At 59.9% G+C, this 24588-nt stretch carries 19 protein-coding genes, 1 rRNA gene and 1 riboswitch; of the genes, 8 read left to right on the top strand and 12 right to left on the bottom strand.

The genetic code is table 11. The annotated features are described in order from the left end of the window. Positions 1 to 308 precede the first annotated feature (308 nt). Entirely contained in the window at positions 309 to 830 is a 522-nt protein-coding gene (gene zur / locus B2J69_RS15965) for a zinc uptake transcriptional repressor Zur (RefSeq protein WP_081140636.1), read from the top strand. A 47-nt stretch (positions 831 to 877) separates the two neighbouring features. On the opposite strand, the gene B2J69_RS15960 is transcribed toward zur, so the two are convergent. The 4 genes from B2J69_RS15960 to B2J69_RS15945 form a co-directional block, all read right to left on the bottom strand. After that, positions 878 to 1090 (bottom strand): CsbD family protein, encoded by a 213-nt coding sequence (locus B2J69_RS15960; protein WP_081140635.1) that lies wholly within the window; start codon positions 1088 to 1090, stop codon positions 878 to 880. Positions 1091 to 1270: 180 nt separating this feature from the next. Further along, positions 1271 to 2593 carry an MATE family efflux transporter DinF gene (dinF, locus tag B2J69_RS15955; RefSeq protein ID WP_081140634.1) on the bottom strand — a complete coding sequence of 441 codons (1323 nt, stop codon included), beginning with the start codon at positions 2591 to 2593 and terminating at the stop codon, positions 1271 to 1273. Between the two features lie 135 nt (positions 2594 to 2728). Beyond that, positions 2729 to 3343 (bottom strand): transcriptional repressor LexA, encoded by a 615-nt coding sequence (gene lexA, locus B2J69_RS15950; RefSeq protein ID WP_033749144.1) that lies wholly within the window; start codon positions 3341 to 3343, stop codon positions 2729 to 2731. A gap of 106 nt (positions 3344 to 3449) precedes the next feature. After that, complete coding sequence (locus B2J69_RS15945; protein ID WP_081140633.1) at positions 3450 to 3818, bottom strand: diacylglycerol kinase; 369 nt, start codon at positions 3816 to 3818, stop codon at positions 3450 to 3452. Positions 3819 to 3947: 129 nt separating this feature from the next. On the opposite strand from B2J69_RS15945, the gene plsB reads away from it, so the two are divergent. Further along, entirely contained in the window at positions 3948 to 6371 is a 2424-nt protein-coding gene (gene plsB / locus B2J69_RS15940; protein WP_081140632.1) for a glycerol-3-phosphate 1-O-acyltransferase PlsB, read from the top strand. Between the two features lie 104 nt (positions 6372 to 6475). Here the strand turns inward: plsB and ubiA are convergent, their stop codons facing one another. From ubiA to psiE, 3 genes are all read right to left on the bottom strand, one after another. Next, positions 6476 to 7342 carry a 4-hydroxybenzoate octaprenyltransferase gene (gene ubiA, locus B2J69_RS15935; RefSeq protein ID WP_174580916.1) on the bottom strand — a complete coding sequence of 289 codons (867 nt, stop codon included), beginning with the start codon at positions 7340 to 7342 and terminating at the stop codon, positions 6476 to 6478. Positions 7343 to 7372: 30 nt separating this feature from the next. Further along, positions 7373 to 7885 carry a chorismate lyase gene (ubiC, locus tag B2J69_RS15930; protein ID WP_081140630.1) on the bottom strand — a complete coding sequence of 171 codons (513 nt, stop codon included), beginning with the start codon at positions 7883 to 7885 and terminating at the stop codon, positions 7373 to 7375. Between the two features lie 69 nt (positions 7886 to 7954). Beyond that, positions 7955 to 8365, bottom strand: a complete 411-nt coding sequence (gene psiE / locus B2J69_RS15925; RefSeq protein WP_081140629.1) for a phosphate-starvation-inducible protein PsiE — start codon at positions 8363 to 8365, stop codon at positions 7955 to 7957. A gap of 245 nt (positions 8366 to 8610) precedes the next feature. On the opposite strand from psiE, the gene B2J69_RS15920 reads away from it, so the two are divergent. Then, the gene (locus B2J69_RS15920) at positions 8611 to 10236 is read left to right on the top strand and encodes a Na/Pi cotransporter family protein (protein ID WP_081140701.1); all 1626 of its coding nucleotides are present in this window, start codon (positions 8611 to 8613) and stop codon (positions 10234 to 10236) included. Positions 10237 to 10262: 26 nt separating this feature from the next. Here B2J69_RS15920 and panS read toward each other — a convergent pair whose 3' ends face one another. Then, positions 10263 to 11195 (bottom strand): ketopantoate/pantoate/pantothenate transporter PanS, encoded by a 933-nt coding sequence (gene panS, locus B2J69_RS15915; RefSeq protein WP_081140628.1) that lies wholly within the window; start codon positions 11193 to 11195, stop codon positions 10263 to 10265. A 251-nt stretch (positions 11196 to 11446) separates the two neighbouring features. Next, positions 11447 to 12799: a lysine-sensitive aspartokinase 3 gene (gene lysC / locus B2J69_RS15910; RefSeq protein WP_081140627.1), complete on the bottom strand. Its 1353-nt coding sequence runs from the start codon at positions 12797 to 12799 to the stop codon at positions 11447 to 11449. 109 nt (positions 12800 to 12908) lie between these two features. Continuing rightward, positions 12909 to 13101: riboswitch (Lysine riboswitch) on the bottom strand. 330 nt (positions 13102 to 13431) lie between these two features. On the opposite strand from lysC, the gene pgi reads away from it, so the two are divergent. The 5 genes from pgi to B2J69_RS15885 all read left to right on the top strand — a co-directional run bounded on the left by pgi (position 13432) and on the right by B2J69_RS15885 (position 19374). Continuing rightward, the gene (pgi, locus tag B2J69_RS15905) at positions 13432 to 15078 is read left to right on the top strand and encodes a glucose-6-phosphate isomerase (protein WP_081140626.1); all 1647 of its coding nucleotides are present in this window, start codon (positions 13432 to 13434) and stop codon (positions 15076 to 15078) included. A gap of 502 nt (positions 15079 to 15580) precedes the next feature. After that, the gene (gene yjbE, locus B2J69_RS15900; protein ID WP_033749135.1) at positions 15581 to 15829 is read left to right on the top strand and encodes an exopolysaccharide production protein YjbE; all 249 of its coding nucleotides are present in this window, start codon (positions 15581 to 15583) and stop codon (positions 15827 to 15829) included. Between the two features lie 73 nt (positions 15830 to 15902). Continuing rightward, positions 15903 to 16550 (top strand): YjbF family lipoprotein, encoded by a 648-nt coding sequence (locus B2J69_RS15895; RefSeq protein ID WP_081140625.1) that lies wholly within the window; start codon positions 15903 to 15905, stop codon positions 16548 to 16550. After that, on the top strand, positions 16547 to 17284 hold the full coding sequence (locus B2J69_RS15890; protein ID WP_081140624.1) for a capsule biosynthesis GfcC family protein: 738 nt from the start codon (positions 16547 to 16549) through the stop codon (positions 17282 to 17284). Before B2J69_RS15895 ends, B2J69_RS15890 begins: the two co-directional genes overlap by 4 nt. Further along, positions 17284 to 19374: a YjbH domain-containing protein gene (locus B2J69_RS15885; protein ID WP_081140623.1), complete on the top strand. Its 2091-nt coding sequence runs from the start codon at positions 17284 to 17286 to the stop codon at positions 19372 to 19374. Before B2J69_RS15890 ends, B2J69_RS15885 begins: the two co-directional genes overlap by 1 nt. A 109-nt stretch (positions 19375 to 19483) precedes the next feature. Here B2J69_RS15885 and metH read toward each other — a convergent pair whose 3' ends face one another. The 3 genes from metH to rrf form a co-directional block, all read right to left on the bottom strand. After that, the gene (metH, locus tag B2J69_RS15880; protein ID WP_407944750.1) at positions 19484 to 23212 is read right to left on the bottom strand and encodes a methionine synthase; all 3729 of its coding nucleotides are present in this window, start codon (positions 23210 to 23212) and stop codon (positions 19484 to 19486) included. Positions 23213 to 23299: 87 nt separating this feature from the next. Beyond that, a complete protein-coding gene (gene metA, locus B2J69_RS15875; RefSeq protein WP_081140621.1) occupies positions 23300 to 24229 on the bottom strand; it encodes a homoserine O-acetyltransferase MetA in 930 nt (309 codons plus the stop codon). Between the two features lie 248 nt (positions 24230 to 24477). Next, positions 24478 to 24588 (bottom strand): 5S ribosomal RNA (gene rrf, locus B2J69_RS15870); the annotation flags it as partial.

Genomic DNA, 24588 nt, shown 5'->3' with positions numbered 1-24588 from the left:
CTACAAATCGGCGCTTTTATTATTTAGCGGGGACGTCAAAAAGGATATTAAGGCCAGCAGTTGCTTAAGGCCTCATGAACATTAGTGCTTAACCTGGTGAGTTGTAAAGCAAATCCTCTATTTTGTTGCGTTATGTCTCAGTAAGGCTGGCCCTGCCAGGGTGCTTTGCGGCCTGCTGCTGGCGGCGGGATAGCGATAATTTATTGATATTGCTGTAAAGCGGCGCGCAAATCAGATTGCTGTGGCAACCCCAGCGCAAGAGAATTTAGTGTGATAAAATAACATCTCGTTTTTAGCGGAGCATCACCATGTCGACAATGACGCCAGAGCAAATCATGACCCAGGCGGAAAAACTCTGCCTGCAGCGCGGGGTGCGCCTGACCACGCAGCGCGCCGAAGTGCTACGTCTGATGGCTGCGCAACATGGATCGATTAGCGCTTACGATCTGCTGGACCAGCTGCGCGCCAGCGAACCTCAGGCGAAGCCGCCCACGGTTTACCGCGCGCTCGACTTTTTGCTGGAGCAGGGTTTTATTCATCGGGTGGAGTCGAACAACAGCTATGTGGTGTGTCATCACTTCGAGGCGCCTGCCCATACCTCTGTAATGCTGGTTTGCGATCGCTGCGCGGTGGTGACAGAGAAACAGGCGCAGGGCGTTGAGAAAATTATCGACGAGCTGGCAGGCGAAGCGCGCTTTGCGCTGCGGCATAGCGTAATTGAGGCGCATGGCCTGTGCGTGGAGTGTGCTGAAGTTGAAGCCTGCACGCATCATGACAGTTGCGATCATGACCATGAGACTGAAGGGAAAAAGCGCGGTAAGAGAGGATAGGCGGCACGTCCCTGTGCCGATCGTTCAACCTGTGCTGAACGAGGAGATTACCAGCGGTAATCTTTATTGTTGGTTTCCCAGTCTGAGACCTCTTTTTCAGCCTCATCCTTCGCGTAACCGTAGCGTTCCTGGATTTTACCGACCAGCTGATCGCGTTTACCTTCGATAACCTGCATATCGTCGTCGGTCAGCTTGCCCCATTTTTCTTTAAATTTACCTTTGAACTGCTTCCAGTTACCGCTCGCTTCGTCTTTATTCATGTCAGACCTCCACGTCATCCTTAGTTTTACATACCACCACACAATGGCAGTACGACAATACAAAGCGCTGCTGTGTCGCGCTGTTGTAGGGTAATTATAGTAGACGAATCGGCAACTGCCGGAATATTACAGAATAATCCAGGCGGTGCGGCCGCGCGCGGCGGCCGCTTTGAGGATAAATTAGCTGTTAAACCATCGGCTTAAGCGCCATTCACGGCGCCAGATTAACCAGAGCGACACACCGCGCAGCGCGAGAAACACCGTGACCGCCAGCCATAAACCGTGGTTGCCCAGCCAGGGCAGAGTGAGCAGCGTCAGGAAGTAGCCGAGCGCGGCGATCGCCATGCTGTTCCGCATCTCGCGCCCGCGCGTCGCGCCGACGAACAAACCATCCAGCAGATAGCACCATACGCCCGCCAGCGGCAGAATGATTTGCCAGATAAGATAGTGATCCACCAGCTGCCGCAGCGACGCCAGCGAGGTGAGCATCGCTACGATAGCCTCGCCGCTTGCCGCGTAGAACAGCGCGAACGCCAGCGCAACCATGCCCGCCTGACGGCAGGCCGCCTGCCACACCGCCAGCAGCCGGTCGCCGTCGCGCGCGCCATAGGCTTCGCCGGAAACGGCTTCCACCGCATAGGCGAACCCGTCCAGCGCATAGGCAGTAAAGGTAATGAACATCAGCAGCACGGCGTTCGCCGCGACGATCTCCGGCCCCAGTCGTGCGCCGATAAGGGTCAGCGAGGCAAAGCAGAGCTGCAGCAGCAGCGAGCGCAGCATGATGTCGCGATTCAGGCGCAGCAGACGACGAATATCGCCGCGCCAGCTCTTTTTCAGCATCGCGAGGGAGATGCCGCGCATTTTCAGCACGCGCCATACCATCGCCAGCCCCACCGCCAGCGTCACGTATTCCGCCAGCGCCGTGGCGGTCGCCGCGCCCGCGACGCCCCACTTCAGCCCGAGCACCAGCCAGAGGTCGAGCAGGATGTTGACGGCGTTGCCGACCACCAGCAGCACCACCGGCGCGCGGGCATACTGCACCCCCAGCAGCCAGCCGAGCAGCACCATATTCGCCAGCGTCGCCGGCGCGCTAAGCCAGCGGATATGAATAAAGATTGCCGCCTGCGCCAGCACCTCTGGATTGCCGCCCGCCAGCCGTCCCGCCAGGGCGCTTAGCGGATCGCGCAGCAGAATAAACAGCGCGCCGGCCAGCAGCGCCATCAGCAGCGGCTGCGTCAGGGCGCGCGCCAGCGCCAGCGGATCGCGCGCGCCGAACGCCTGAGCGGTGATGCCCGTGGTGCTCATGCGCAGAAAGAGGAGCAGCATAAAAACGAAGCTGGTGATGGTTGCGCCAATGGCTACGCCGCCCAGATAAACCGGGCTGTCGAGATGGCCGATAACGGCGGTGTCCACCAGGCCAAGCAGCGGCACGGTGATATTGGAGAGGATCATCGGCAGCGCCAGCCGCCAGAGTTGTCGGTCGTTTGCGGTGAAGAGACGCATCAGCCGGTCCATGCCTGAAGACGTAAAAGAGAGAAGCGCGGTGTGAGGGCGCAGAGTGCAGCCCAGACCGCTTTAGTAAGCGTTAGCGTTCAGACGCCCGACAAAAAGCCGCTGCAGGCGTCTGAAATCAGCCGGTCAGAGCCACTCGCCGTTGCGCACCACGCCTACCGCCAGACCTTCTACGGTCAGCGACTGCGTGCGGGTGTCGACGATAATCGGCTCGAAGTCGTTGTTTTCCGGCAGCAGATGCACCACGGTGCCCTGTTTTTTCCAGCGTTTCACGGTGACTTCATCATCGATACGCGCGACCACGACCTGGCCGTTGCGCACGTCCTGCGTTTTATGCACCGCCAGCAGATCGCCATCCATGATGCCGATATCTTTCATCGACATCCCGGCGACGCGCAGCAGAAAATCAGCGGAAGGCTTAAACAGGTCGGGATCGACTTTGTAGTGCGTCTCGATATGCTCCTGCGCCAGCAGCGGCTCGCCAGCGGCGACGCGGCCGATTAGCGGCAGGCCGTTTGACTCTTCCTCTTCCATCAGCAGGCGAATGCCGCGGGATGCGCCGGAAACGATCTCAATGACGCCTTTACGCGCCAGCGCCTTCAGATGCTCTTCGGCGGCGTTCGGGGAACGGAACCCCAGCTGCGAGGCGATTTCCGCACGCGTTGGCGGCATGCCCGTCTGGTTGATATGGTCGCGAATCAGGTCATAAACCTGTTGCTGCCTGGTGGTTAATGCTTTCATCCCGCCCCCTGGTTGTTTATACAGTCGCTGTGAGTATATACAGGTATTGGCGAAATGAAAACCAAAACCCAGGGAAATAACAGCCGTTTGGGGAATTGTGGAAAGCCTAGCGCAAATGCGACCAAAGCAGCGCGATCCAGACAAAAAGCGCCAGTATGATAGCGAGCAGTACGGCGGCGGAGCCCATATCCTTCGCCCGGCCAGCCAGCGGATGACGCTCCTGGCCGATGCGGTCGACCACCGCTTCGATAGCGCTGTTGAGGATCTCGACGATAATCACCAGCACCACGGAGCCGATCATCAGGATGCGCGCGACGGTGTCGACATCCAGCCAGCAGGCGACAAGGATAGCGACAATGGCGGCGGTCGCCTCCTGGCGAAACGCGGCTTCATGCTGCCAGGCGGCGCGCAGCCCTTGCCAGGAGTAACCGGCCGCTTTCACAATTCTGAGTAAACCGGTGGTATTACTTGCCATAGTGAGGGAACCCTTTGAGTTGTTTGACGTCAATGTCTGGGCCGGATGCGTTTGGCACCACCACAGATCTTCGCAGCACTTTCTGGTATGCTTGCGGCGCTTTGCTAACAAGAGGCTTCATGTTTGTCTATGTCAGGTTGGCGTAAACTCTATTATAAATTGTTGAATTTACCACTCTCCGTTCTGGTAAAAACCAAGGCTATTCCAGCCGATCCGGTTTCCGAGCATGGGCTCGATCCCACGCGGCCGATTATGTACGTGCTGCCATACGATTCCAAGGCGGATTTGCTGACGCTGCGCCAGCAGTGTCTGAAGCATAATCTGCCCGATCCGCTGTCGCCGCTGGAAATTGACGGCGCACTGCTGCCGCGCCACGTTTTTATTCACGACGGTCCGCGCGTCTTCCCCTATTTCGTGCCCAATACGGAGTCGGTGAAGATTTTCCATGAGTATCTCGATCTGCACCGCAATAACCCGCATCTCGATATTCAGATGCTGCCGGTTTCGGTGATGTTCGGACGCGCGCCCGGCCGCGAGGTTCAGGGCGACGATACGCCGCACCTGCGCGAGCTGAACGGCGTGGAGAAATTTTTTGCCATCGTCTGGCATGGCCGCGACAGCTTTGTGCGCTTTTCGCCTACGGTCTCGCTGCGCTGGATGGCGACGCAGCACGGCACCGATAAATCTATCGCGCAGAAGCTGGCGCGCGTGGCGCGCATTCACTTTGCCCGTCAGCGTTTAGCCGCGGTCGGCCCGCGCCTGCCGGCGCGGCAGGATCTCTTTAACAAGCTGCTGCAGTCCAAGGCGATTGAGAAAGCGGTGGAAGAGGAAGCGCGCAGTAAAAAGCTCTCCCATGAGAAAGCGCAGCAGAACGCCGTCGAGATGATGGAAGAGATCGCCGCCGACTTCTCCTATGAGGCAATCCGCGTCACCGATCGCGTGATGGGCTGGCTGTGGAGCCGTCTCTATCAGGGCATCAACGTCAACGGCGGCGAGCGCGTGCGCCAGCTGGCGGAAGATGGCCATGAGATCGTCTACGTGCCCTGCCATCGCAGCCATATGGACTATCTGCTGCTCTCCTACGTGCTCTATCATCAGGGCCTGGTGCCGCCGCATATCGCCGCCGGCATCAACCTGAACTTTTGGCCTGCCGGACCGATTTTCCGCCGTCTGGGCGCCTTCTTTATTCGCCGCACCTTTAAAGGCAACAAGCTTTACGCCACCGTGTTCCGCGAATATCTCGGCGAACTCTTTAGCCGCGGCTACTCCGTCGAGTACTTCGTTGAGGGTGGGCGCTCACGTACCGGCCGTTTGCTCGATCCTAAAACCGGCACGCTGGCGATGACACTGCAGGCGATGCTGCGCGGCGGCAACCGTCCGATTACGCTGGTGCCGATCTACATCGGCTACGAGCACGTAATGGAAGTGGGCACTTACGCCAAAGAGCTGCGCGGCGCGGCGAAAGAGAAAGAGGGTTTTATGCAGATGGTGCGCGGCCTGCGTAAGCTGCGCAATCTGGGTCAGGGTTACGTTAACTTTGGCGAACCGCTGCCGCTGGTGAACTACCTGAATAAGCAGGTGCCGGAGTGGCGCGACGCCATCGATCCGATTGAACCGCAGCGTCCCAGCTGGCTGACGCCGACGGTCAACGATATCGCGGCGCGTCTGATGGTGCGCATTAACGAAGCGGGTGCCGCCAACGCCATGAACCTGTGCGTGACCGCACTGCTCGCCTCACGTCAGCGCTCACTCACCCGCGAACAGTTGATAGAACAGCTTGAGTGCTACACCGAGCTGCTGCGTAACGTGCCTTATTCGCCGGAATCGACGGTGCCGCCGCTCTCTGCGGAAGCGCTGCTCAACCATGCCATGAGCATGAACAAGTTTGAGACCGAGCAGGACAATATCGGCGACATCATCATCCTGCCGCGCGAGCAGGCGGTGCTGATGACCTACTACCGCAACAATATTCACCATATGCTGGTGATGCCGTCGCTGATCGCCGCCATTATCCAGCAGCATCCGAACCTGAGCGAAGCCGAGCTGCTGCGCCAGGTGCGGCTGATTTACCCGATGCTGAAGAGCGAACTCTTCCTGCGCTGGGAGATCGAGGCGCTGCCGGCGCTGCTGAGCGCGCTTTGTCAGGAGCTGGCGCGTCAAGGCCTGATTACCCTGCAGGATGGGCAGCTGCGCCACACTGCCGCGCGTTACCGCACGCTGCAGCTGCTGGCCGCCGGCATTCGCGAGACTCTGCAGCGTTTCGCCATCACCTTCTCTATCCTCAGCGCGAAGCCGACCATCAACCGCGGCACGCTGGAGAAAGAGAGCCGGATGCTGGCGCAGCGTCTTTCGGTGCTGCACGGCATCAACGCGCCGGAGTTTTTCGACAAGGCGGTGTTTACCACGCTGGTGCTGACGCTGCGTGACGAAGGCTATATCAGCGATACCGGCGACGCCGACGTCGAGCGCACGCAGGCCACCTGGCATATTCTGGCCGACCTGGTGACCAGCGACGTGCGGCTGACGATTGAAAGCGCGGTGGCGCACGAGTAGCCCGCCGCGGGCAGCAAAAAAGAAGGGCGACAGAGATGTCGCCCTTTTTTGTTGCCTGGAGGGTGCCTGCGCGGTGGGCATGGGTGCCCGTTAAAAAACGGCGTTTAAAACAGCTGGCTAAACGGTGGCGTATTCAGTACCACGCCGATAAACACCACCAGCCCGACATAGTTGTTGTTGAGGAAGCCCTGAAAGCAGGCGTCGCGCTCGCGACGCACAATCAGCTTTTGCTGATAGATAAACAGCACCGCGGCGCCGAGCAGCGACCAGAAAAAGAGCGCGTTAAGCTGCATCAGCACACCCACCAGCGCCAGCAGCCCCAGCGTCGCCAGCTGCAGCAGGCCGATAATCAGCTTGTCGTAGCGGCCAAACAGGATCGCCGTGGATTTAACGCCGATGTTAATGTCGTCATCGCGATCGACCATGGCGTACTGGGTGTCATAGGCGACGGTCCAGCAGATGTTGGCGAGAAACACCAGCCAGCACTCCAGTGGTAAGGACTCACTAACCGCCGCCCAGGCCATCGGGATCGCCCAGCCAAACGCCGCCCCCAGCACCACCTGCGGCAGATGGGTGTAGCGCTTCATAAAGGGATAGCACCAGGCGAGCGCCAGTCCGCCCACCGACAGCAGAATCGTCATCAGGTTCATGGTGAGCACCAGCGCGAACGCCACCAGCCCCAGCAGCACGAACAGGATTTTCGCCTCTTTCTCGCTCACCGCGCCGCTGGGCAGCGGCCGCCCGGCGGTACGCTTCACGAAGCCGTCGACCTTGCGGTCGGCGAAGTCGTTAATCACACAGCCCGCCGCGCGCATTACAAACACGCCGAGCACAAACACCACCAGCACCGACAGTGGCGGCACGCCCATGCCGGAAAGCCACAGCGCCCACAGCGTCGGCCACAGCAGCAGCAGCGTGCCGATCGGTTTATCAATGCGCATCAGGCGGCTGTAGGCCTGAAACTTGCTCATCTGTACGCTTTTTTCCACGTTTAATCGTCCTCAGGCCAGGTCGCGATAGAGCGGCGAGGCAGGTAAAAACAGTTCGGTCAGCAGCAGCGGCTTGCCCGACAGCCGCAGGCGCGAACGCCGTCCCCAGAGCGTCTCGACGCTGCCGGGCTCGATAAAATCGCGGCTCAGGGTTGAAGAGGAGAAAAGATAGCGGCCCAGCGGGCGCGTGCCCAGCTGCTGCAGCATCTGCTCCGGGCCGTTGAGCGTGCTCTCCGGCACCAGGGTGCGGCCGATCAGCCAGGGTTCGCCATCGCCGCACAGCACGATCTCGCGCAGCCAGAAACGCGCGTCGTCCGGCAGCAGCGCCCGTTCGTCGGTGAGTTCTTCGGCGTTGATAAAGCCTTCGCGCATCGGCCGCACCGTCACCTGCTGACAGTGCTGCTCGAAGCGACGCGTCATGGAGTCCTCCTCCATCAGCCAGTCCAGCAGCGGCGCGGTCAGCGTCGGATGCGTGGACGGCAGCCAGTTGAGCGCGCGTAATAAGCTGAGCGCCTCTTGCGACATATCACCACTCCGGTCAATTTTGAGGGCAACAGTGTAGCGCAGAGGCGCGGCCGGCACACCTGGCGACGGTTATTCGCGCTTCAGGCGGTTGCTGTTCGCCAGCCACAGCGTCACCACCAGAATCAGGATGGCGCCGGAGTAGCAGAGCGTATCGAAGGGATTTTTATGGTCGACGATAATCAGCCGAATAATTGCCGTAATGCCAATGTAGACAAAATAGCGCAGCGGAAAGTGGTAGCCGGACTGGAAGTACTTCACGATCAACGCGATAAATTCAAAATAGAGGAAATAGATGACGATCCCCTCAATCAACAGATAGGAGGAAGCCTGTTCGCCGACGTTCAACAGCACATTAGCCAGATGCAGCGTCTCTTTGCCGAGAAACACCGCGAGGATAACTGCCAGCGCCAGCAGCCCCAGGTTCAGCACCCATTGCAGCGCCATTGCGATAAACTGACCGCCGGTGGGTTTAACGTTCATGATTTTCCTCAATAATTGCTTTCAGTGAATAATCGCCATCATGCGATAGTGTGACGCAAATCACAATATGGTTATTTCATGCCGTGGCGCGTGAAGTGGGCTACAGTTAACAGATCGGCAGCGCGCCATGTTGCTTAAAACTCAGGAAAAATTGCGCCCTGCCCGACCCTTCGTTTTGCAGATTGCTCTTTCCGTCAGGCTGCGTTCTGCTGCTTTTTCGCCTGACGGTTGTGGAGGCGCATAACGTGTTGACCCTGCTGAATCTTCTTTCCGCCGTTGCCCTGCTGGTCTGGGGCACCCATATCGTGCGCTCCGGCATCATGCGCGTCTTCGGCGCCGATCTGCGCCGCGTGCTCAGCCGCAGCATTGAAAAGAAACCGATGGCGTTTCTGGCAGGCGTCGGCGTTACCACGCTGGTGCAGAGCAGCAACGCCACGACGCTGCTTGCCACCTCTTTTGTGGCGCAGAAGCTGATGGGCCTGACGCCCGCGCTGGTGGTGGTGCTGGGCGCCGACGTCGGCACCGCCATCATGGCGCGTATCCTGACCTTCGATCTCTCCTGGCTGTCGCCGCTGTTTATCTTCTTTGGCGTGGTGTTCTTTCTGTCGCGCAAGCAGACGCGCGTCGGGCAGATGGGCCGCGCCAGCATTGGGCTGGGACTGATCCTGCTGGCGCTGCAGCTGATCGTCAGCGCCGCCCGACCGATAACTCAGGCGTCCGGCGTGCAGGTGCTCTTCTCCAGCCTGACCGGCGATATCCTGCTTGATGCGCTGATTGGCGCGGTGTTCGCCATTATCAGCTACTCCAGCCTGGCGGCGGTGCTGATTACCGCTACGCTGACCGCCGCAGGGGTGATCTCCTTTAAGGTGGCGCTCTGTCTGGTGATCGGCGCCAATCTCGGCAGCGGCCTGCTGGCGATGCTCAACGCCAGCGGCTCGAATGCCGCAGGCAAGCGGGTGGCGCTCGGCAGCCTGCTGTTCAAGCTGCTCGGCTCGCTGGCGGTGCTGCCCTTCATCAACCTGCTGGCGCCCTGGCTGGATAAGCTGCCGGTCAACGACGAAGAGCTGGTGATCTTCTTCCACGTCTTCTACAACCTGATCCGCTGTCTGGTGATGGTGCCCTTTGCCGATCCGATGGCGCGGCTCTGTACCCGTCTGATCCGTGACGACGCCGAAACGGAGATGACGCTGAAACCGCGCCATCTGGATCGCAGCGCGCTGGATACCCCGGCGCTGGCGCTGGTCAACGCCGCGCGCGAGGCGCTGCGCATCGGCGACGTGCTGGAGATGATGCTGGAGGCGTTTAACAAGGTGGTGCATGGCGAAGTGCGCGAAGAGCGCACGGTGCGGCGGCTGGACGACGACGTAGACGTACTCTATACCGCCATCAAGCTCTATCTGGCGCGCATGCCTAAAGAGGACCTGTCAGAAGAGGATTCGCGCCGCTGGGGCGAAATCATCGAGATGTCGCTGAACCTTGAACAGGCGGGCGACATTATCGAACGCATGAGCGGCGACGTGGCGGATAAGGCGCTGACGCCGCGTCGCGCCTTCTCGGCAGAAGGCATTCAGGAGCTGGAGACCCTGCAGGAGCAGCTGCTGGCGAATTTACGCCTCAGCCTGTCGGTGTTTCTGTCGCGCGACGTTACCAGCGCGAAGCGGCTGCGGCGCGCCAAGCATCGTTTCCGTATTCTGATCCGCCGCTTCTCCCATGCCCATGTCGAACGTCTGCATCAAAAAAACGTGCAGAGCATTGAGACCAGCTCGCTGCATCTCGGCCTGTTGGGGGATATGAAGCGTCTTAACTCGCTGCTGTGCAGCGTGGCCTATACGGTGCTGGAGCAGCCGGAGGACGAGCGGGAGTATGAATAAAGCGGGGGCGCGCGGCCCCCGTCTCGTTACTTCTTGTCGATCGGCGTCTTGTCGATCGGCTTGCCGGACCAGTAGCCCGCCAGCAGCGAACCAGACAGGTTGTGCCACACCGAAAAGAGCGCGCCCGGCAGCGCGGCCAGCGGCGAGAAGTAGAGCTTGCCCAGCGTCGCCGCCAGACCCGAGTTCTGCATCCCCACTTCCAGCGCCAGCGTGCGGCAGGTGGACTCGTCGAAACCGAACAGCTTGCCGCCCCAGTAGCCGCCCAGCAGGCCGATAGCGTTATGCAGAATCACCGCGGCGATCACCACCAGTCCGACCGAGCCGATAAAGCCCTGGCTGCCCGCCACTACCGCGCTGATGATCAGCAGAATGCAGAGCATAGAAAACGCCGGCAGATAAGGCTCTACGCGGCGCACCACACCGTTGAGGCTGTGGTGGACGATCAGCCCCAGGCTAATCGGGATCACCACGATCTTCACGATGCTGAGCAGCATCCCCACCACATCCACCTGGATATGGGTATCGACATAGAAGCGCGTCAGCAGCGGCGTGGCGACCACGCCCACCAGCGCGGAGACCGAGGAGATGGTCACCGACAGCGCAACGTCGCCCTTCGCCAGATAGATCATCACGTTCGACGCGGTGCCGCTGGCCACGCTGCCCACCAGGATCATACCGGCGGAGAGATCCGGCGGCATATGAAACAGCTTCGCCAGCGCCCAGGCGGCGAGCGGCATCACCAGATAGTGCAGGAAGGTGCCGGCGATCACCGGCGCCGGGCGCACCAGCACACGTTTGAAATCATCAATATTCAGCGTGACCCCCATGCCGAACATAATCAGCATCAGCAGCCAGCTGACCCAGGGCCCGATAGCGAGAAAGGTGCCGGGCGAATAGTAGGCGGCGACCGAGAGCAGCACGGCCCACAGCGGGAACAGGCGGGTTAATTTGGCGAGCATAGCCAGACTTCCTTCTTTGAATGTTGTGTTTTTTGCGCGGTCTTGCCACAGAGAAACGCGACGCAGGAACGGTGCGCCAGCGGAGCGGGATCATAACATTTCGTTATCGAGGCGTAAGGCTGAGTCGGGGCATGGGGGGAAAATGCGGATCGACTGCTGCCGATCCGCCAAAGCGCGTCGGAAATACGCTGGTTTTAGCGCTAAAAAGCGGTGGATCGCACCAGCCGGATCCGATCCGGCTGAGCGGATCCTTATTCAAACAGGTTTTTATGCAGCGCGCGCACCACGCTTTCCGCATCTTCGCCCGGCACAAGGAAGCAGAGGTTGTAGCTGCTGGCGCCGTAGCAGATAAGACGCAGGTTAAACGGCTCAAGCGTGCCGAACACCTCTTTGCCGACGCCGCGCGCGCGGGAAAGGTTGTTGCCGATGATCGCCACCAGCGCCAGGTTCTCCTCGACTTCCACGCGGCAGAGCGACGACAGCTCTGTCAGCAGGGCCTGGGTCAGCAGGCTGTCGCCAGTGGAGGTAGAGCCGGTGGTGTCGAGCGTCAGCGCCACGCTCACTTCCGAGGTGGTGATCAGATCCACGGAGATATTATGGCGCGCCAGGATGGTGAAAACTTCAACGAGGAAGCCGCGCGAATGCAGCATATTCAGGCTGTGCAGCGTCAGCAGCGTCTGGCGACGACGCAGCGCCAGCGCGCGGAACAGCGGCGGGTTGGCGGTTTCGCGATGCACGCGCGTGCCGCCCGCGGCGGGATCTTTGCTTGAGCCGACAAACACCGGAATATCGCTGCGCACCGCCGGCAGCAGCGTTGCCGGATGCAGCACCTTGGCGCCGAAGATCGCCATTTCGGTCGCCTCTTCGAAGGTGATGTCGTCAATACGCTTAGCGGACGGCACCACGCGCGGATCGGTGGTGTAGATGCCGGCGACGTCGGTCCAGATGTCGACGCGCGCCGCCTGCAGCGCCTCGCCCAGCAGCGCCGCGGTATAGTCGCTGCCGCCGCGTCCCAGCGTGGTGGTGCGACCCTTCTGCTCGCTGCCGATAAAGCCCTGGGTGATCACCAGCGACTGCGCCAGACGCGGCGTCAGCAGCGCGGCGGCCTGCTCGGCCAGCGTGGCGATCTCCGGCTCGGCGCGGCCGAACCGGTCGTTAGTGCGCATCACTTTACGCACGTCGAACCACTCCGCGTCGACCTGACGCTCGCGCAGAATTTCTACGAACAGCAGCGTCGACATCAGTTCGCCGTGGCTGACCAGCTCGTCGGTCAGGGCATTAGAGGTTGCCAGCGAGGCGGCGTCGGAAAGCATGGTGATGTTTTCGATCATGCGGTCGATTTCATCACGGATAACGGCGGGATTTTGCAGACGTTCGACGATCGCATACTGAATGCGGCGAATTTCGTCCAGCAGGTATGCGCGCTGCGCCTGCTCCTGGCCTTCCGCCAGCGAGACCAGCAGGTTAGTCACGCCCGCCGAAGCGGAGAGCACCACCAGACGCGTGTTGGCATTGGCCAGCACCACATCGGCGCTGCGGTTCATAGCATCGAAATCGGCAACGCTGGTGCCGCCAAATTTCGCCACGATCAGAGTTTGAGACATGTACGACCTCGTGTCAGGTTATCTTCTCCCGCGTGTAGGGACGGGAGATATGGTATCAGCCTTGGCACAAGGGAAGAGCAGAATTGGGCAGACAAGATCAGGAGACGAGTCACCCAGAAGCACTTCACCTTGCGAAGCGACCGACTGTGGACGCCTCTGGTGACAACCCAGGGGATTCAGCCCCTGCAGCCGACAGGCAACACGCCGTGTGTTGACCACCTCGGCGTCGCTCCCCCTGATGTGTTATCCCCGGATACGGTTCCTCCAACACACTGCCTGGGCGACGCGCCTCTTCTGGCTTGCGCACGGGTGCGCAAGTAGCCGCATAAAAATACCGGGTCATAAGGTTGCTGTCTACGTCTGTCGGTAATTTGCTGCGCCCGCAGCGTTAAATGAGGCCGCGCGCGTCGGTTTATGCTGATGCGGCACAAGGTTCAGCGAGGGCGTTCGCGGCACAATAGGCGTCGCCTAATCTGAAAATCGCACCCGCGCGATCCCGGCCGCCGCGCGGCGCGCGCGGCGGCCGCGACAAAATTTTTCCTTTCAGTGAACACAGTTGTCATACTGAAACGCTATACGGGTGTGATTGCCCACGATGGAATGACGGTTTTTAAATCAACAAGAGTGTTGCCATGAAAAATATCAATCCGACGCAAACCGCAGCCTGGAAAGCGCTGCAACAGCATTTTGAACAGATGAAATCGGTGACCATCGCCGAGCTGTTCGCCCAGGACGCCGACCGTTTTACCCGCTTCTCCGCCACCTTCGACGATCAGATGCTGGTGGATTTCTCCAAAAACCGCATCACCCAGGAGACGCTCGACAAGCTGCAGGCGCTGGCAAAAGAGACCGATCTGAGCGGCGCGATTAAATCGATGTTCTCTGGCGAGAAGATCAACCGCACCGAAGATCGCGCCGTGCTGCACGTCGCGCTGCGCAACCGCAGCAACACGCCGATTCTGGTCGACGGCAAAGATGTGATGCCGGAAGTGAACGCGGTGCTGGAGAAGATGAAGCACTTCTCCGAGCGCATCATCGGCGGCGAGTGGAAAGGCTACACCGGCAAAGCGATCACCGACGTGGTGAATATCGGCATCGGCGGCTCGGATCTCGGTCCGTTTATGGTGACTGAGGCGCTGCGCCCCTATAAAAACCACCTGAATATGCACTTCGTCTCTAACGTGGACGGCACGCATATCGCAGAGACGCTGAAAGATCTCAGCCCGGAAACCACGCTGTTCCTGGTGGCGTCGAAAACCTTCACCACTCAGGAAACCATGACCAACGCCCACAGCGCGCGCGACTGGTTCCTGAAAACCGCTGGCGATCAGCAGCACGTGGCGAAGCACTTTGCCGCGCTCTCCACCAATGCGAAAGCGGTGGGCGACTTCGGCATCGATACCGCCAATATGTTCGAGTTCTGGGACTGGGTCGGCGGCCGCTATTCGCTCTGGTCAGCTATCGGCCTGTCGATTATCCTCTCTATCGGCTTCGACAACTTCGAGCAGCTGCTGAGCGGCGCGCACGCGATGGATCAGCACTTCTCCACCACGCCCGCCGAGCAGAACCTGCCGGTGCTGCTGGCGCTGATCGGCATCTGGTACAACAACTTCTTCGGCGCCGAGACCGAAGCGATCCTGCCCTACGATCAGTACATGCACCGCTTTGCGGCCTACTTCCAGCAGGGCAATATGGAATCCAACGGCAAGTACGTCGATCGCGACGGCAATCCGGTGGATTACCAGACCGGCCCGATCATCTGGGGCGAGCCGGGCACCAACGGCCAGCATGCGTTCTATCAGCTGATCCACCAGGGCACCAAGCTGGTACCCTGCGACTTTATCGCGCCGGCCATCACCCATAACACGCTGGCGGATCACCACCAGAAGCTGCTCTCGAACTTCTTCGCCCAGACCGAAGCACTGGCGTTCGGCAAGTCGCGCGACGTGGTAGAGAAAGAGTTTACCGATGCCGGCAAATCCGCCGAGTCGGTGGCGCATATCGTGCCGTTCAAGGTGTTTGAAGGCAATCGTCCGACCAACTCAATCCTGCTGCGCGAGATCACGCCGTACAGCCTCGGCGCGCTGATTGCGCTCTACGAGCACAAGATCTTCACCCAGGGCGCCATCCTGAATATCTTCACCTTCGATCAGTGGGGCGTGGAGTTAGGCAAGCAGCTGGCGAACCGTATTCTGCCGGAGCTGGAAAACAGCGCGCAGATTAACAGCCACGACAGCTCCACTAATGGCTTAATTAATCGCTATAAATCCTGGCGTTAATCACGCCGCGATTGTCTCAGGGCGGCCTCATGGCCGCCTTTTTTCACGCTTCACAACGCAAAAGCGCTGATAATATGCGCAGAGACGACGGGATAATTCTTAAATTACCCTGAGATTGCTCTTAAGCTGCGCGCGGGAATAGCGCTGCCCTCGCGTTTAAACTGGACCTTATCTGCCCTTCCCTTTCTCTTTTGCCTCTGTTTTTTAACGCTATTTTATTTTCAGCCCGCCAGGCTAATTCTGATAATCGCTTTTCCGTACCAGTTATTAATAAAAAAGCGTAAAACGCTTTGCAATGAATTTCAGGGCAGCGATAAATTTCGCCACACCTTAAATCTTCCGAATGAAAAAGGGTTTATCGCTGTTTAGCCCTCTTTTTAGCCAAAATAACCGCCTCTTTTCACCCGCTTTTTCCCGCGCTGAACTCTGGTAATTTGTTGCCCTATACTGAACGCGCCCGAAACGGGTACATCCTTCATTCACTCAATGCAGGACACGTTGTATGAAAAAAATCATGGTTGCCGGAGCAGCCGTACTATACGTCGCAGCGCATTCCGTGGCTTTTGCCGCTCCGGAAGAAGCGGGTGCCGCAGCGGGCGCGCAGGCGGGAGCAATCTCCGCTGGCACCTCGACCGCTGTTGGTATCGGCGCGCTCGGCGCCTTAGTCGGTGTCGGTATCGCCGCTTCTGGCGGTGGTGACGGCGCGAATACCGGTACAACAACCACGACCACAACGAGCACCACTCGTTGATGTAGCACCTTTAAACATAACCACACAGCCGTGTGGTTATTTTTTGCTTCGGCATCTTTTACAGGGACACACAGTGCGCCAACTTCCTTTGTTGCTGGCTTGCCTGCTGCTGCAGGCCTGCACGCAAACGCAAAAAGGGCTGGAACAGACCGTCATGATGGCGGTGTCTGGCCCCGATGACGTGACGAAAACCAGCCAGCAGATCGCCGATCTGCCCTACGCCAGCCTCTACGCCCGCATTAATGACGGCCCGCAGATTTTCGTTGTGCTCGGCTATAACGAAAATGGCCGACAAAAGTGGATCACCCAGGATAACGCCATGCTGGTGACTCAACACGGGCGCCTGATTAAAACCCTGGGCCTGCCCGATAACCTGCAGGCCGTGAGCAACCTGCCGCAGGATCCCCTGGCGGACGCGCTGCATCTGCGCGACGGCGCCGGCTGGACGCGCATCGTGCAGTGGACCGAACACGGCGCGACGCGCGCCGCCACGGTCAGCTCGCGCTTTACGCGCGGCACCGACGAGGTGCTGACGCTGGCGGGCCGCCGTGTCGCCTGTCGCGTCTGGACTGAGCAGGCACGCATCGAGGCGACCGGCCGCGCGTGGGAAAATACCTTCTGGATCGATAACGGCAGCGGCGACGTGGTGCAGGCGCGCCAGATGCTGGCTGCGGACGACTTCCCTGTTGCCACCACCCTTCTGAAGCCGGCGAAATCATGAAAACAACACTCTCTTTGCTGGCCGGGCTGATGCTGGCTGGCAGCAGCGCCGCGTGGGCGGCGGGCCAGGTTACGGTGCACGCCGCGCAGGGCAGCGCCACGCTCGATAACGTACAGAATCTGGCGCAGCTGACGACGCAGCCTGCGCTGCTCGACACCGTCTGGTGGCCCGGCGCGGTCATCGCGGCGCGCAACGCCAGCCCGGCCGCGCAGCAGCAACAGCAGAAGACGCTGGCCGATCTGCGCGCCTGGCAGGCGCAGAGCAGCGGCGATCGCGCCACCGCCATCGGCGAGGTGCTGCGTCAGCTCAGCGCCGTCAGGGTCGCTGGCCGTCAGTTCGTCTCGCTCGATCCCGACGCGATCCGCCTGCATCCCGAGGCCAATCGTCGTCTGGAAGGCCGCTACGACCTCTGGCTGACGCCGCCTTCCGACAGCGTATGGCTGATGGGCGCGCTGAGCGGCGCAGGCAAAGTCAGCTGGCAGCCCGGCCAGACGGTGCGCGGCTATCTGGCGCAGCACCCGCGTCTGTCCGGCGCGGAGAACAGCTACGCCACGGTGATCGCTCCCTCTGGCGAGACGCAGCGCGTGCCGGTGGCCTACTGGAACCATCGTCACGTCGAGGTCGCGCCCGGCAGCGTGATCTGGCTCGGCTTCTCCGCCTGGAGCCTGCCTGACGCGTATGACGATTTGAACCAGCGCATGATTTCTGTTCTGACTCACCGGGTGCCAGAGTGATGAATAAACGACTTCTTTTCAGCCTGCTGGCTGTCTCCGTGGCCGCCGCCTGTCAGGCGCAGGCCGATACCTTTGCCGATCCGGTGGGTCCGTCGCAGTCTGACTTCGGCGGCGTCGGCCTGCTGCAGGTGCCGACCGCGCGCATGGCGCGCGAAGGCGAGTTCAGCCTCAACTTCCGCGACAACGATCAGTACCGCTACTATTCCGCCTCGCTGCAGCTGATGCCCTGGCTGGAGACCACGGTGCGCTATACCGACGTGCGCACGCGCCGCTACAGCGGCGTCGAAAGCTTTAGCGGCAATCAGAGCTATAAGGACAAGGCGTTTGACCTCAAGCTGCGCCTGCTGAAAGAGAGCTACTGGCTGCCGGAGGTCGCTTTCGGCTCGCGCGATCTCGGCGGCACCGGCCTGTTCGATAGCGAATATCTGGTGGCGAGCAAGGCCTGGGGGCCGTTCGACTTCACGCTGGGGCTCGGCTGGGGCTACCTCGGCAACAGCGGCACGGTGAAAAACCCTTTCTGTTCCTATAGCGACAGCTACTGCCAGCGTCCTGGCGTCGGTGAAGCGGGGTCAATCAACGGCTCGCAGATGTTCCACGGCCCGTCGGCGCTGTTCGGCGGCGTGGAGTATCAGACGCCGTGGCAGCCGCTGCGCCTGAAGCTGGAGTATGAGGGCAACGATTATCAGGATGATTTCGCCGGCAGGCTGGAGCAGCGCAGCAAAGTGAACGTCGGCGCCATTTACCGCGTGACCGACTGGGCCGATATCAACGCCAGCTACGAGCGCGGCAATACCTTTATGTTCGGGGTGACGGTGCGCACCAACTTCAACGATCTGCGCCAGGCGCATATCGACAGCGCGAAGCCCGCGTATCAGCCCCATCCGCAGGAGCGCATGCTGGAGCCGACGGTGGTCGCCAGCCAGCTGACCGATCTGAAGTACAACGCCGGGCTGAGCGGGCCGCGCATTCAGACCCGCGGCAGCACGATTTATGTCTCTGGCGAGCAGACCAAATACCGCGATACGCGCGAAGGGGTCGACCGCGCCAACCGCATCATGATGAACAATCTGCCGGCGGGCATTGAGACCATCGACGTCACCGAGTCGCGCTTTAATATGCCGCAGGTAACCACGCGCACCGACGTCAGCAGCCTGCGCAATCAGCTGGAGGGCTATCCGCTCGGTCAGGAGCAGCCGCTGCGCCAGACGCGCGAAAATCCGGTGGATGCGGGCGAAACCGAACAGGGCTTCTTTATTCGTAAAGAGCGGCTCAACTACAGCCTGTCGCCGGTATTGAACCAGTCGGTGGGCGGCCCGGAAAGCTTCTACATGTATCAGGTCGGCGTGATGGGCAACCTCGACTACTGGTTTACCGATCATCTGCTGGTGGGCGGCAGCCTGTTCGGCAACCTCGTCAATAACTACGACAAGTTCAACTACAACGGCGCGCCTGCCGACTCGACATTGCCGCGCGTGCGCACCCATATCCGCGACTACGTCGAGAACAACGTCTACGTTAACGACCTGCAGGCCAACTACATGGGCTACCTCGGCAACGGCTTTTACGGCCAGATGTACGGCGGTTATCTCGAGACCATGTATGGCGGCGTCGGCGGCGAGATGCTTTATCGTCCGGTCGACAGCAACTGGGCCTTTGGCGTCGACGCCAACTATGTGCGCCAGCGCGACTGGGACAACATGATGCAGTTCACCAACTATAAGGCGCCGACCGGTCACGTGACCGCCTACTGGCGCCCGTGGTTTATGCAGGATCTGCTGGTGAAGGCGAGCGTCGGTCAATATCTGGCGAAGGACAAGGGCGTGACGCTCGACGTGTCGAAGCGCTTTGACAGCGGCGTGATGGTCGGCGTCTATGCCACCAAAACCAACGTGTCGTCAGAGCAGTATGGCGAAGGGGATTTTACCAAAGGCTTCTATTTGTCGATTCCGATGGATCTCTTTACCGTGACGCCGACGCGCGGCCGCGCGCAGGTGAACTGGGTGCCGCTGACGCGTGACGGCGGGCAGATGCTGGGACGTAAGTATCAGCTTTATGACCTGACGTCCGATCGCGACGCGCGTTTCAATTAACGAAAAAAGGCGGCCTGATGGCCGCCTTTATTACTGGTCAATGCCGATCGCAATCTTGCTCGTTCGGCCCGCGCCACCTGGCTTTCAACTTTCGAACCCGTCCGTAGTTTTAATCCGCGTCATACCCTAAATTCGGCGCCAGCCAGCGCTCAACCTCGCTCACCGCCATACCTTTCCGCGCCGCGTAATCCTCTACCTGATCGCGCTGGATCTGCGCCACCGCGAAGTAGCGGCTGTCGGGATGACTGAAGTACCAGCCGGAAACCGATGCGCCCGGCCACATGGCGAAGGATTCGGTGAGCTTCATGCCGGTGTGCGCCTCCACATCCAGCAGCTGCCAGATCGCCGCCTTCTCAGTGTGTTCCGGACAGGCGGGATAGCCTGGCGCGGGACGAATGCCCTGATAATTTTCGCGGATCAGCTCATCGTTGCTCAGGTTTTCATGGGCGGCAAAGCCCCAGATCACTTTACGCACCCGTTCGTGCAGATACTCGGCGAAGGCTTCGGCCAGTCGATCCGCCACTGCCTTCACCATGATTTTGTTGTAGTCGTCGTGCTGCGCGTCGTACGCCTCTGCCAGCGCATCCTCTTCAAGGCCGCCGGTCACGGCGAACGCGCCCAGGTAATCCGCTTTGCCGCTCCCTTTCGGCGCGACATAATCGCTCAGACAGTAGTTGGGGAAATCGGTTTTCTCCGTCTGCTGGCGCAGATGATGGCTGACAGCAACCACCTCGCGGCGGCTCTCGTCGCGGTAAACTTCGATATCGTCCCCGACGCGGTTGGCCGGGAAAATGCCCACCACGCCGCGCGGCGTCAGCGATTTTTGCGCGCTCAACTGGTCCAGCATCGCGTTGGCGTCAGCAAACAGCCGCTTCGCCTCTTCACCTACCACCTCATCTTCCAGAATGCGCGGATACTTGCCCGCCAGCGACCAGGTCATAAAGAACGGCGTCCAGTCGATGTAGTGGCGCAGCGTGTCGATGCTGGCTGAAATCTCGCTGATGCCGAGGTGATGCGCCGCTGGCGGCGTGTAGCTTTCCCAGTCGATGCTGACCGCGTTATCGCGCGCGGCCTGGAGCGAAACCGGCGGCGTGCGCGGCTTTTTGCGCGCGTGCTGGATGCGCACGGTGTCATACTCTTTACGCGTGCGCGCCACGAAGTCCGCTTTCAGCGTCTCCGACAGCAGCGACGACACCACGCCCACGGTGCGCGAGGCGTTCTGCACGTACACCGTCGGGCCGCTGTAGTTCTGCTCGATCTTCACGGCGGTGTGCGCCTTCGAGGTGGTCGCGCCGCCAATCAGCAGCGGCAGCGTAAAGCCCTGGCGCTCCATCTCTTTGGCGACGTTGACCATCTCATCCAGCGACGGCGTGATCAGACCCGACAGCCCGATAATATCCGCCTGCTGTTCAATGGCGGTTTTCAGGATCTTGTCGCTCGGCACCATCACGCCGAGATCGATAATCTCGTAGTTATTGCACTGCAGCACCACGCCGACAATATTTTTGCCGATGTCGTGTACGTCGCCTTTTACCGTCGCCAGCACGATTTTACCGTTGCTGCGGCCCGCCTCTTTGCTGGCCTGAATATAGGGCTCCAGGTAAGCCACCGCCTGTTTCATCACGCGCGCCGACTTCACCACCTGCGGCAGGAACATCTTCCCTTCGCCGAACAGGTCGCCTACCACGTTCATGCCCGCCATCAGCGGACCTTCAATCACCTCGATCGGACGCGCTGACGCCTGGCGCGCCTCTTCGGTGTCCTGCTCAATAAACTCGGTAATGCCTTTTACCAGCGAATATTCAAGGCGCTTAACGACGTCCCAGCTGCGCCATTCCGCCTGCTGCTTGTCCTCTGCGCCGTCGCCTTTAGCGGCGCGATACTTCTCTGCCAGTTCCAGCAGACGCTCGGTGCCGTCGGCGCGGCGGTTAAGGATCACGTCCTCTACCGCGTCGCGCAGCTCGGCGGGCAGATCGTCGTAAATCGCCAGCTGACCGGCGTTAACGATGCCCATATCCATGCCGTTGCGAATGGCGTAATAGAGGAAAACGGCGTGGATCGCTTCGCGCACCGGATCGTTGCCGCGAAAAGAGAACGAGACGTTAGAGACGCCGCCGGAGATCATCGCATGGGGCAGTTCGCGTTTGATATCTTCGCAGGCGCCGATAAAGTCCATCGCGTAGTTGTTGTGCTCGTCGATGCCGGTGGCGACGGCAAAAATATTCGGGTCGAAGATAATATCTTCCGGCGGAAAGCCGACCTGCTCGGTGAGGATCCTGTAGGCGCGGCGGCAGATCTCGATTTTGCGGGCGCGCGTATCCGCCTGGCCCGCTTCGTCAAAGGCCATCACCACCATCGCCGCGCCGTAGCGCCGCACCAGCCGCGCATGGTGGATAAAGGTCTCCTCGCCCTCTTTCATCGAGATGGAGTTAACAATGCCTTTGCCCTGGATGCACTGCAGCCCTTTTTCAATCACCTCCCACTTTGAGGAGTCGATCATAATGGGCACGCGCGCGATATCGGGCTCGCCGGCGATCAGGTTAAGGAAGCGCACCATCGCCGCCTCGGCGTCGAGCATCCCTTCATCCATATTGATATCGATCACCTGCGCGCCGCTCTGCACCTGCTGCAGCGCCACATCCAGCGCCTCGCTGTATTTCTCTTCTTTAATCAGACGTTTAAATTTGGCTGAGCCGGTGACGTTGGTGCGCTCGCCCACGTTGACGAACAGCGTGTCGCCGCTGATGTTAAGCGGCTCAAGCCCGGAGAGACGGCAGGCGACCGGCAGCTCAGGCAGTTTGCGCGGCGCCACCCCGGCGACGATATCCGCCATCGCCCGGATATGCTGCGGCGTGGTGCCGCAGCAGCCGCCGATAATATTGAGAAACCCGGCGCGCGCCCATTCGCCAATCTGCTCGGCCATTACGGCAGCGTCGAGGTCATACTCGCCGAAGGCGTTAGGCAGGCCGGCGTTCGGGTGTGCGGTAACGTAGCACTCGGCGATGCGCGACATTTCCGCCACGTACTGACGCAGCTCATCCGGGCCGAGCGCACAGTTAAGACCGAACGACAGCGGTTCGGCGTGGCGCAGCGAGTTGTAGAACGCTTCCGTGGTCTGGCCGGAGAGCGTGCGGCCTGAGGCGTCGGTAATAGTGCCGGAGATCATCAGCGGCAGGCTGACGCCCAGCGCCTCCATCTCGCTCTGCACTGCAAAAATGGCCGCTTTGGCGTTCAGGGTATCAAACACCGTTTCGATCATAATGAGATCCGCGCCGCCTTCGATCAGCGCGCGCGTCGATTCGCGATACGCCGCGACCAGCTGATTAAAGGTGACGTTGCGGTAAGCGGGATCGTTGACGTCCGGCGAGATCGAGCAGGTGCGGTTGGTCGGGCCGAGCACGCCAGCGACGTAGCGCGGACGTTCAGGCGTTTTCGCCGTCCATTCGTCGCAGCAGGCGCGCGCCAGTCGGGCTGCCTCGAAGTTGATCTCCGCCGACAGCGCTTCCATCTGGTAATCCGCCATCGCAATGGTGGTGGCGTTAAAGGTGTTGGTTTCCAGAATATCGGCGCCCGCTTCCAGATAGGCGTGATGGATCGCGCGGATCACCTCAGGTTTGCTGAGCACCAGAAGATCGTTATTGCCTTTTAGATCGCAAGGCCAGTCGCCGAAACGGCTGCCGCGGAAATCCTGCTCGTCCAGTTTATAACTCTGGATCATGGTGCCCATGCCGCCGTCCAGCACCATGATGCGTTGCGCGAGCTGCTGATGCAGCGCTTCGATTCGGTTGCTCACTCTTGCCTCATTCAGCTCAATCTGCTGGCTAAAATGCCAGCGCATCATACTGGCATAACTTTCAAATGGGAAAAAGCCGCGAACGATTCGCGGCTGTCACCTGAGGATAAACGAGGGCGATCTTTTAAGGGATCACTCCAGCGTGGGGTTCATACGGCGCAGATCGAACGGCGTAATCTGGTAAACGTAGTAGTTAAGCCAGTTGGAAAACAGCAGGTTGCCGTGGCTGCGCCAGCTGGCGCGCGGCGGCAGCTCTGGGTTGTCCTGCGGGAAGTAGTTAAAAGGTACTTCTGGCTGCAGGCCCGCTTCGTAATCGCGGTGATATTCACCCGACAGGGTCAGCGCGTCATATTCCGGATGGCCGGTGACGAAAACCAGACGCTTGTCTCTGCTGGCCATCAGATAGGCGCCGGTCTGCTCCGATTCGGCGAACAGCTCCAGATCGGTGTAATCGGTGATGAGCTGCGTCGGGAAATCGGCATAGCGCGAATGGGGCGCCAGAAAATTATCGTCGAAGCCGCGCGTCAGCAGCGCGTGCGGATGCAGGATCTGGTGTTCATAGACGCCCGACAGCTTGTTCTGCCGCGTCTGTTTGGGAATACCGTAGAGTATATTCAGCGCTGCCTGCACGGCCCAGCAGACAAAGAGCGTCGAGGTGACATGCTCTTTTGCCCAGTGCAGCACGCGCTGGATCTGTGGCCAGTAGGCGACATCGTTGAAGTCCACCAAGCCCAGCGGCGCGCCGGTGACAATCAGGCCATCAAAGTTATCATGTTGAATATCATCGAAATTACAGTAGAAATTATTGAGGTGCTCCATCGGCGTGTTGCGCGATTCGCGACTGTCGATGCGCAGCAACTGAATATCGATTTGTAACGGCGAGTTGGAGAGCAGACGCAGGAACTGATTTTCCGTCTCAATCTTTTTCGGCATCAGGTTGAGCACTAACACTTTCAGCGGACGGATTTCCTGAACACTGGCACGCGATGAGGTCATCACAAAGACATTCTCATTGCGTAAGAAATTTACTGCCGGTAATTCGTCGGGAACCCTGATAGGCATGTGCGGCTTTCCTCTTTATAACCGTATATACGTTTAGACATCCAGATGCCCAACCTTACCCTGGCATGCCGATGATGTCGAGTCTTCATGCAGTTTATGAAAATCTTTCAGCTTAAAATGGAAATCAGGGAACAGAGAGAAGCAAGCGCAGGAGAAAACGGTCGTAGCGCAGAAAATAGAGGAAGATTTTGGCGATCCACAGACGTAAAAAAGCCCTCTGCGTCAGCAGAGGGCTTTCTCGTTTGGATGCCTGGCAGTTCCCTACTCTCGCATGGGGAGACCCCACACTACCATCGGCGCTACGGCGTTTCACTTCTGAGTTCGGCATGGGGTCAGGTGGGACCGCCGCGCTAGTGCCG

This window comes from Pantoea latae (assembly GCF_002077695.1).
Lineage (GTDB): Bacteria > Pseudomonadota > Gammaproteobacteria > Enterobacterales > Enterobacteriaceae > Pantoea > Pantoea latae.
This window is presented reverse-complemented; position numbering and strand designations above follow the sequence as displayed.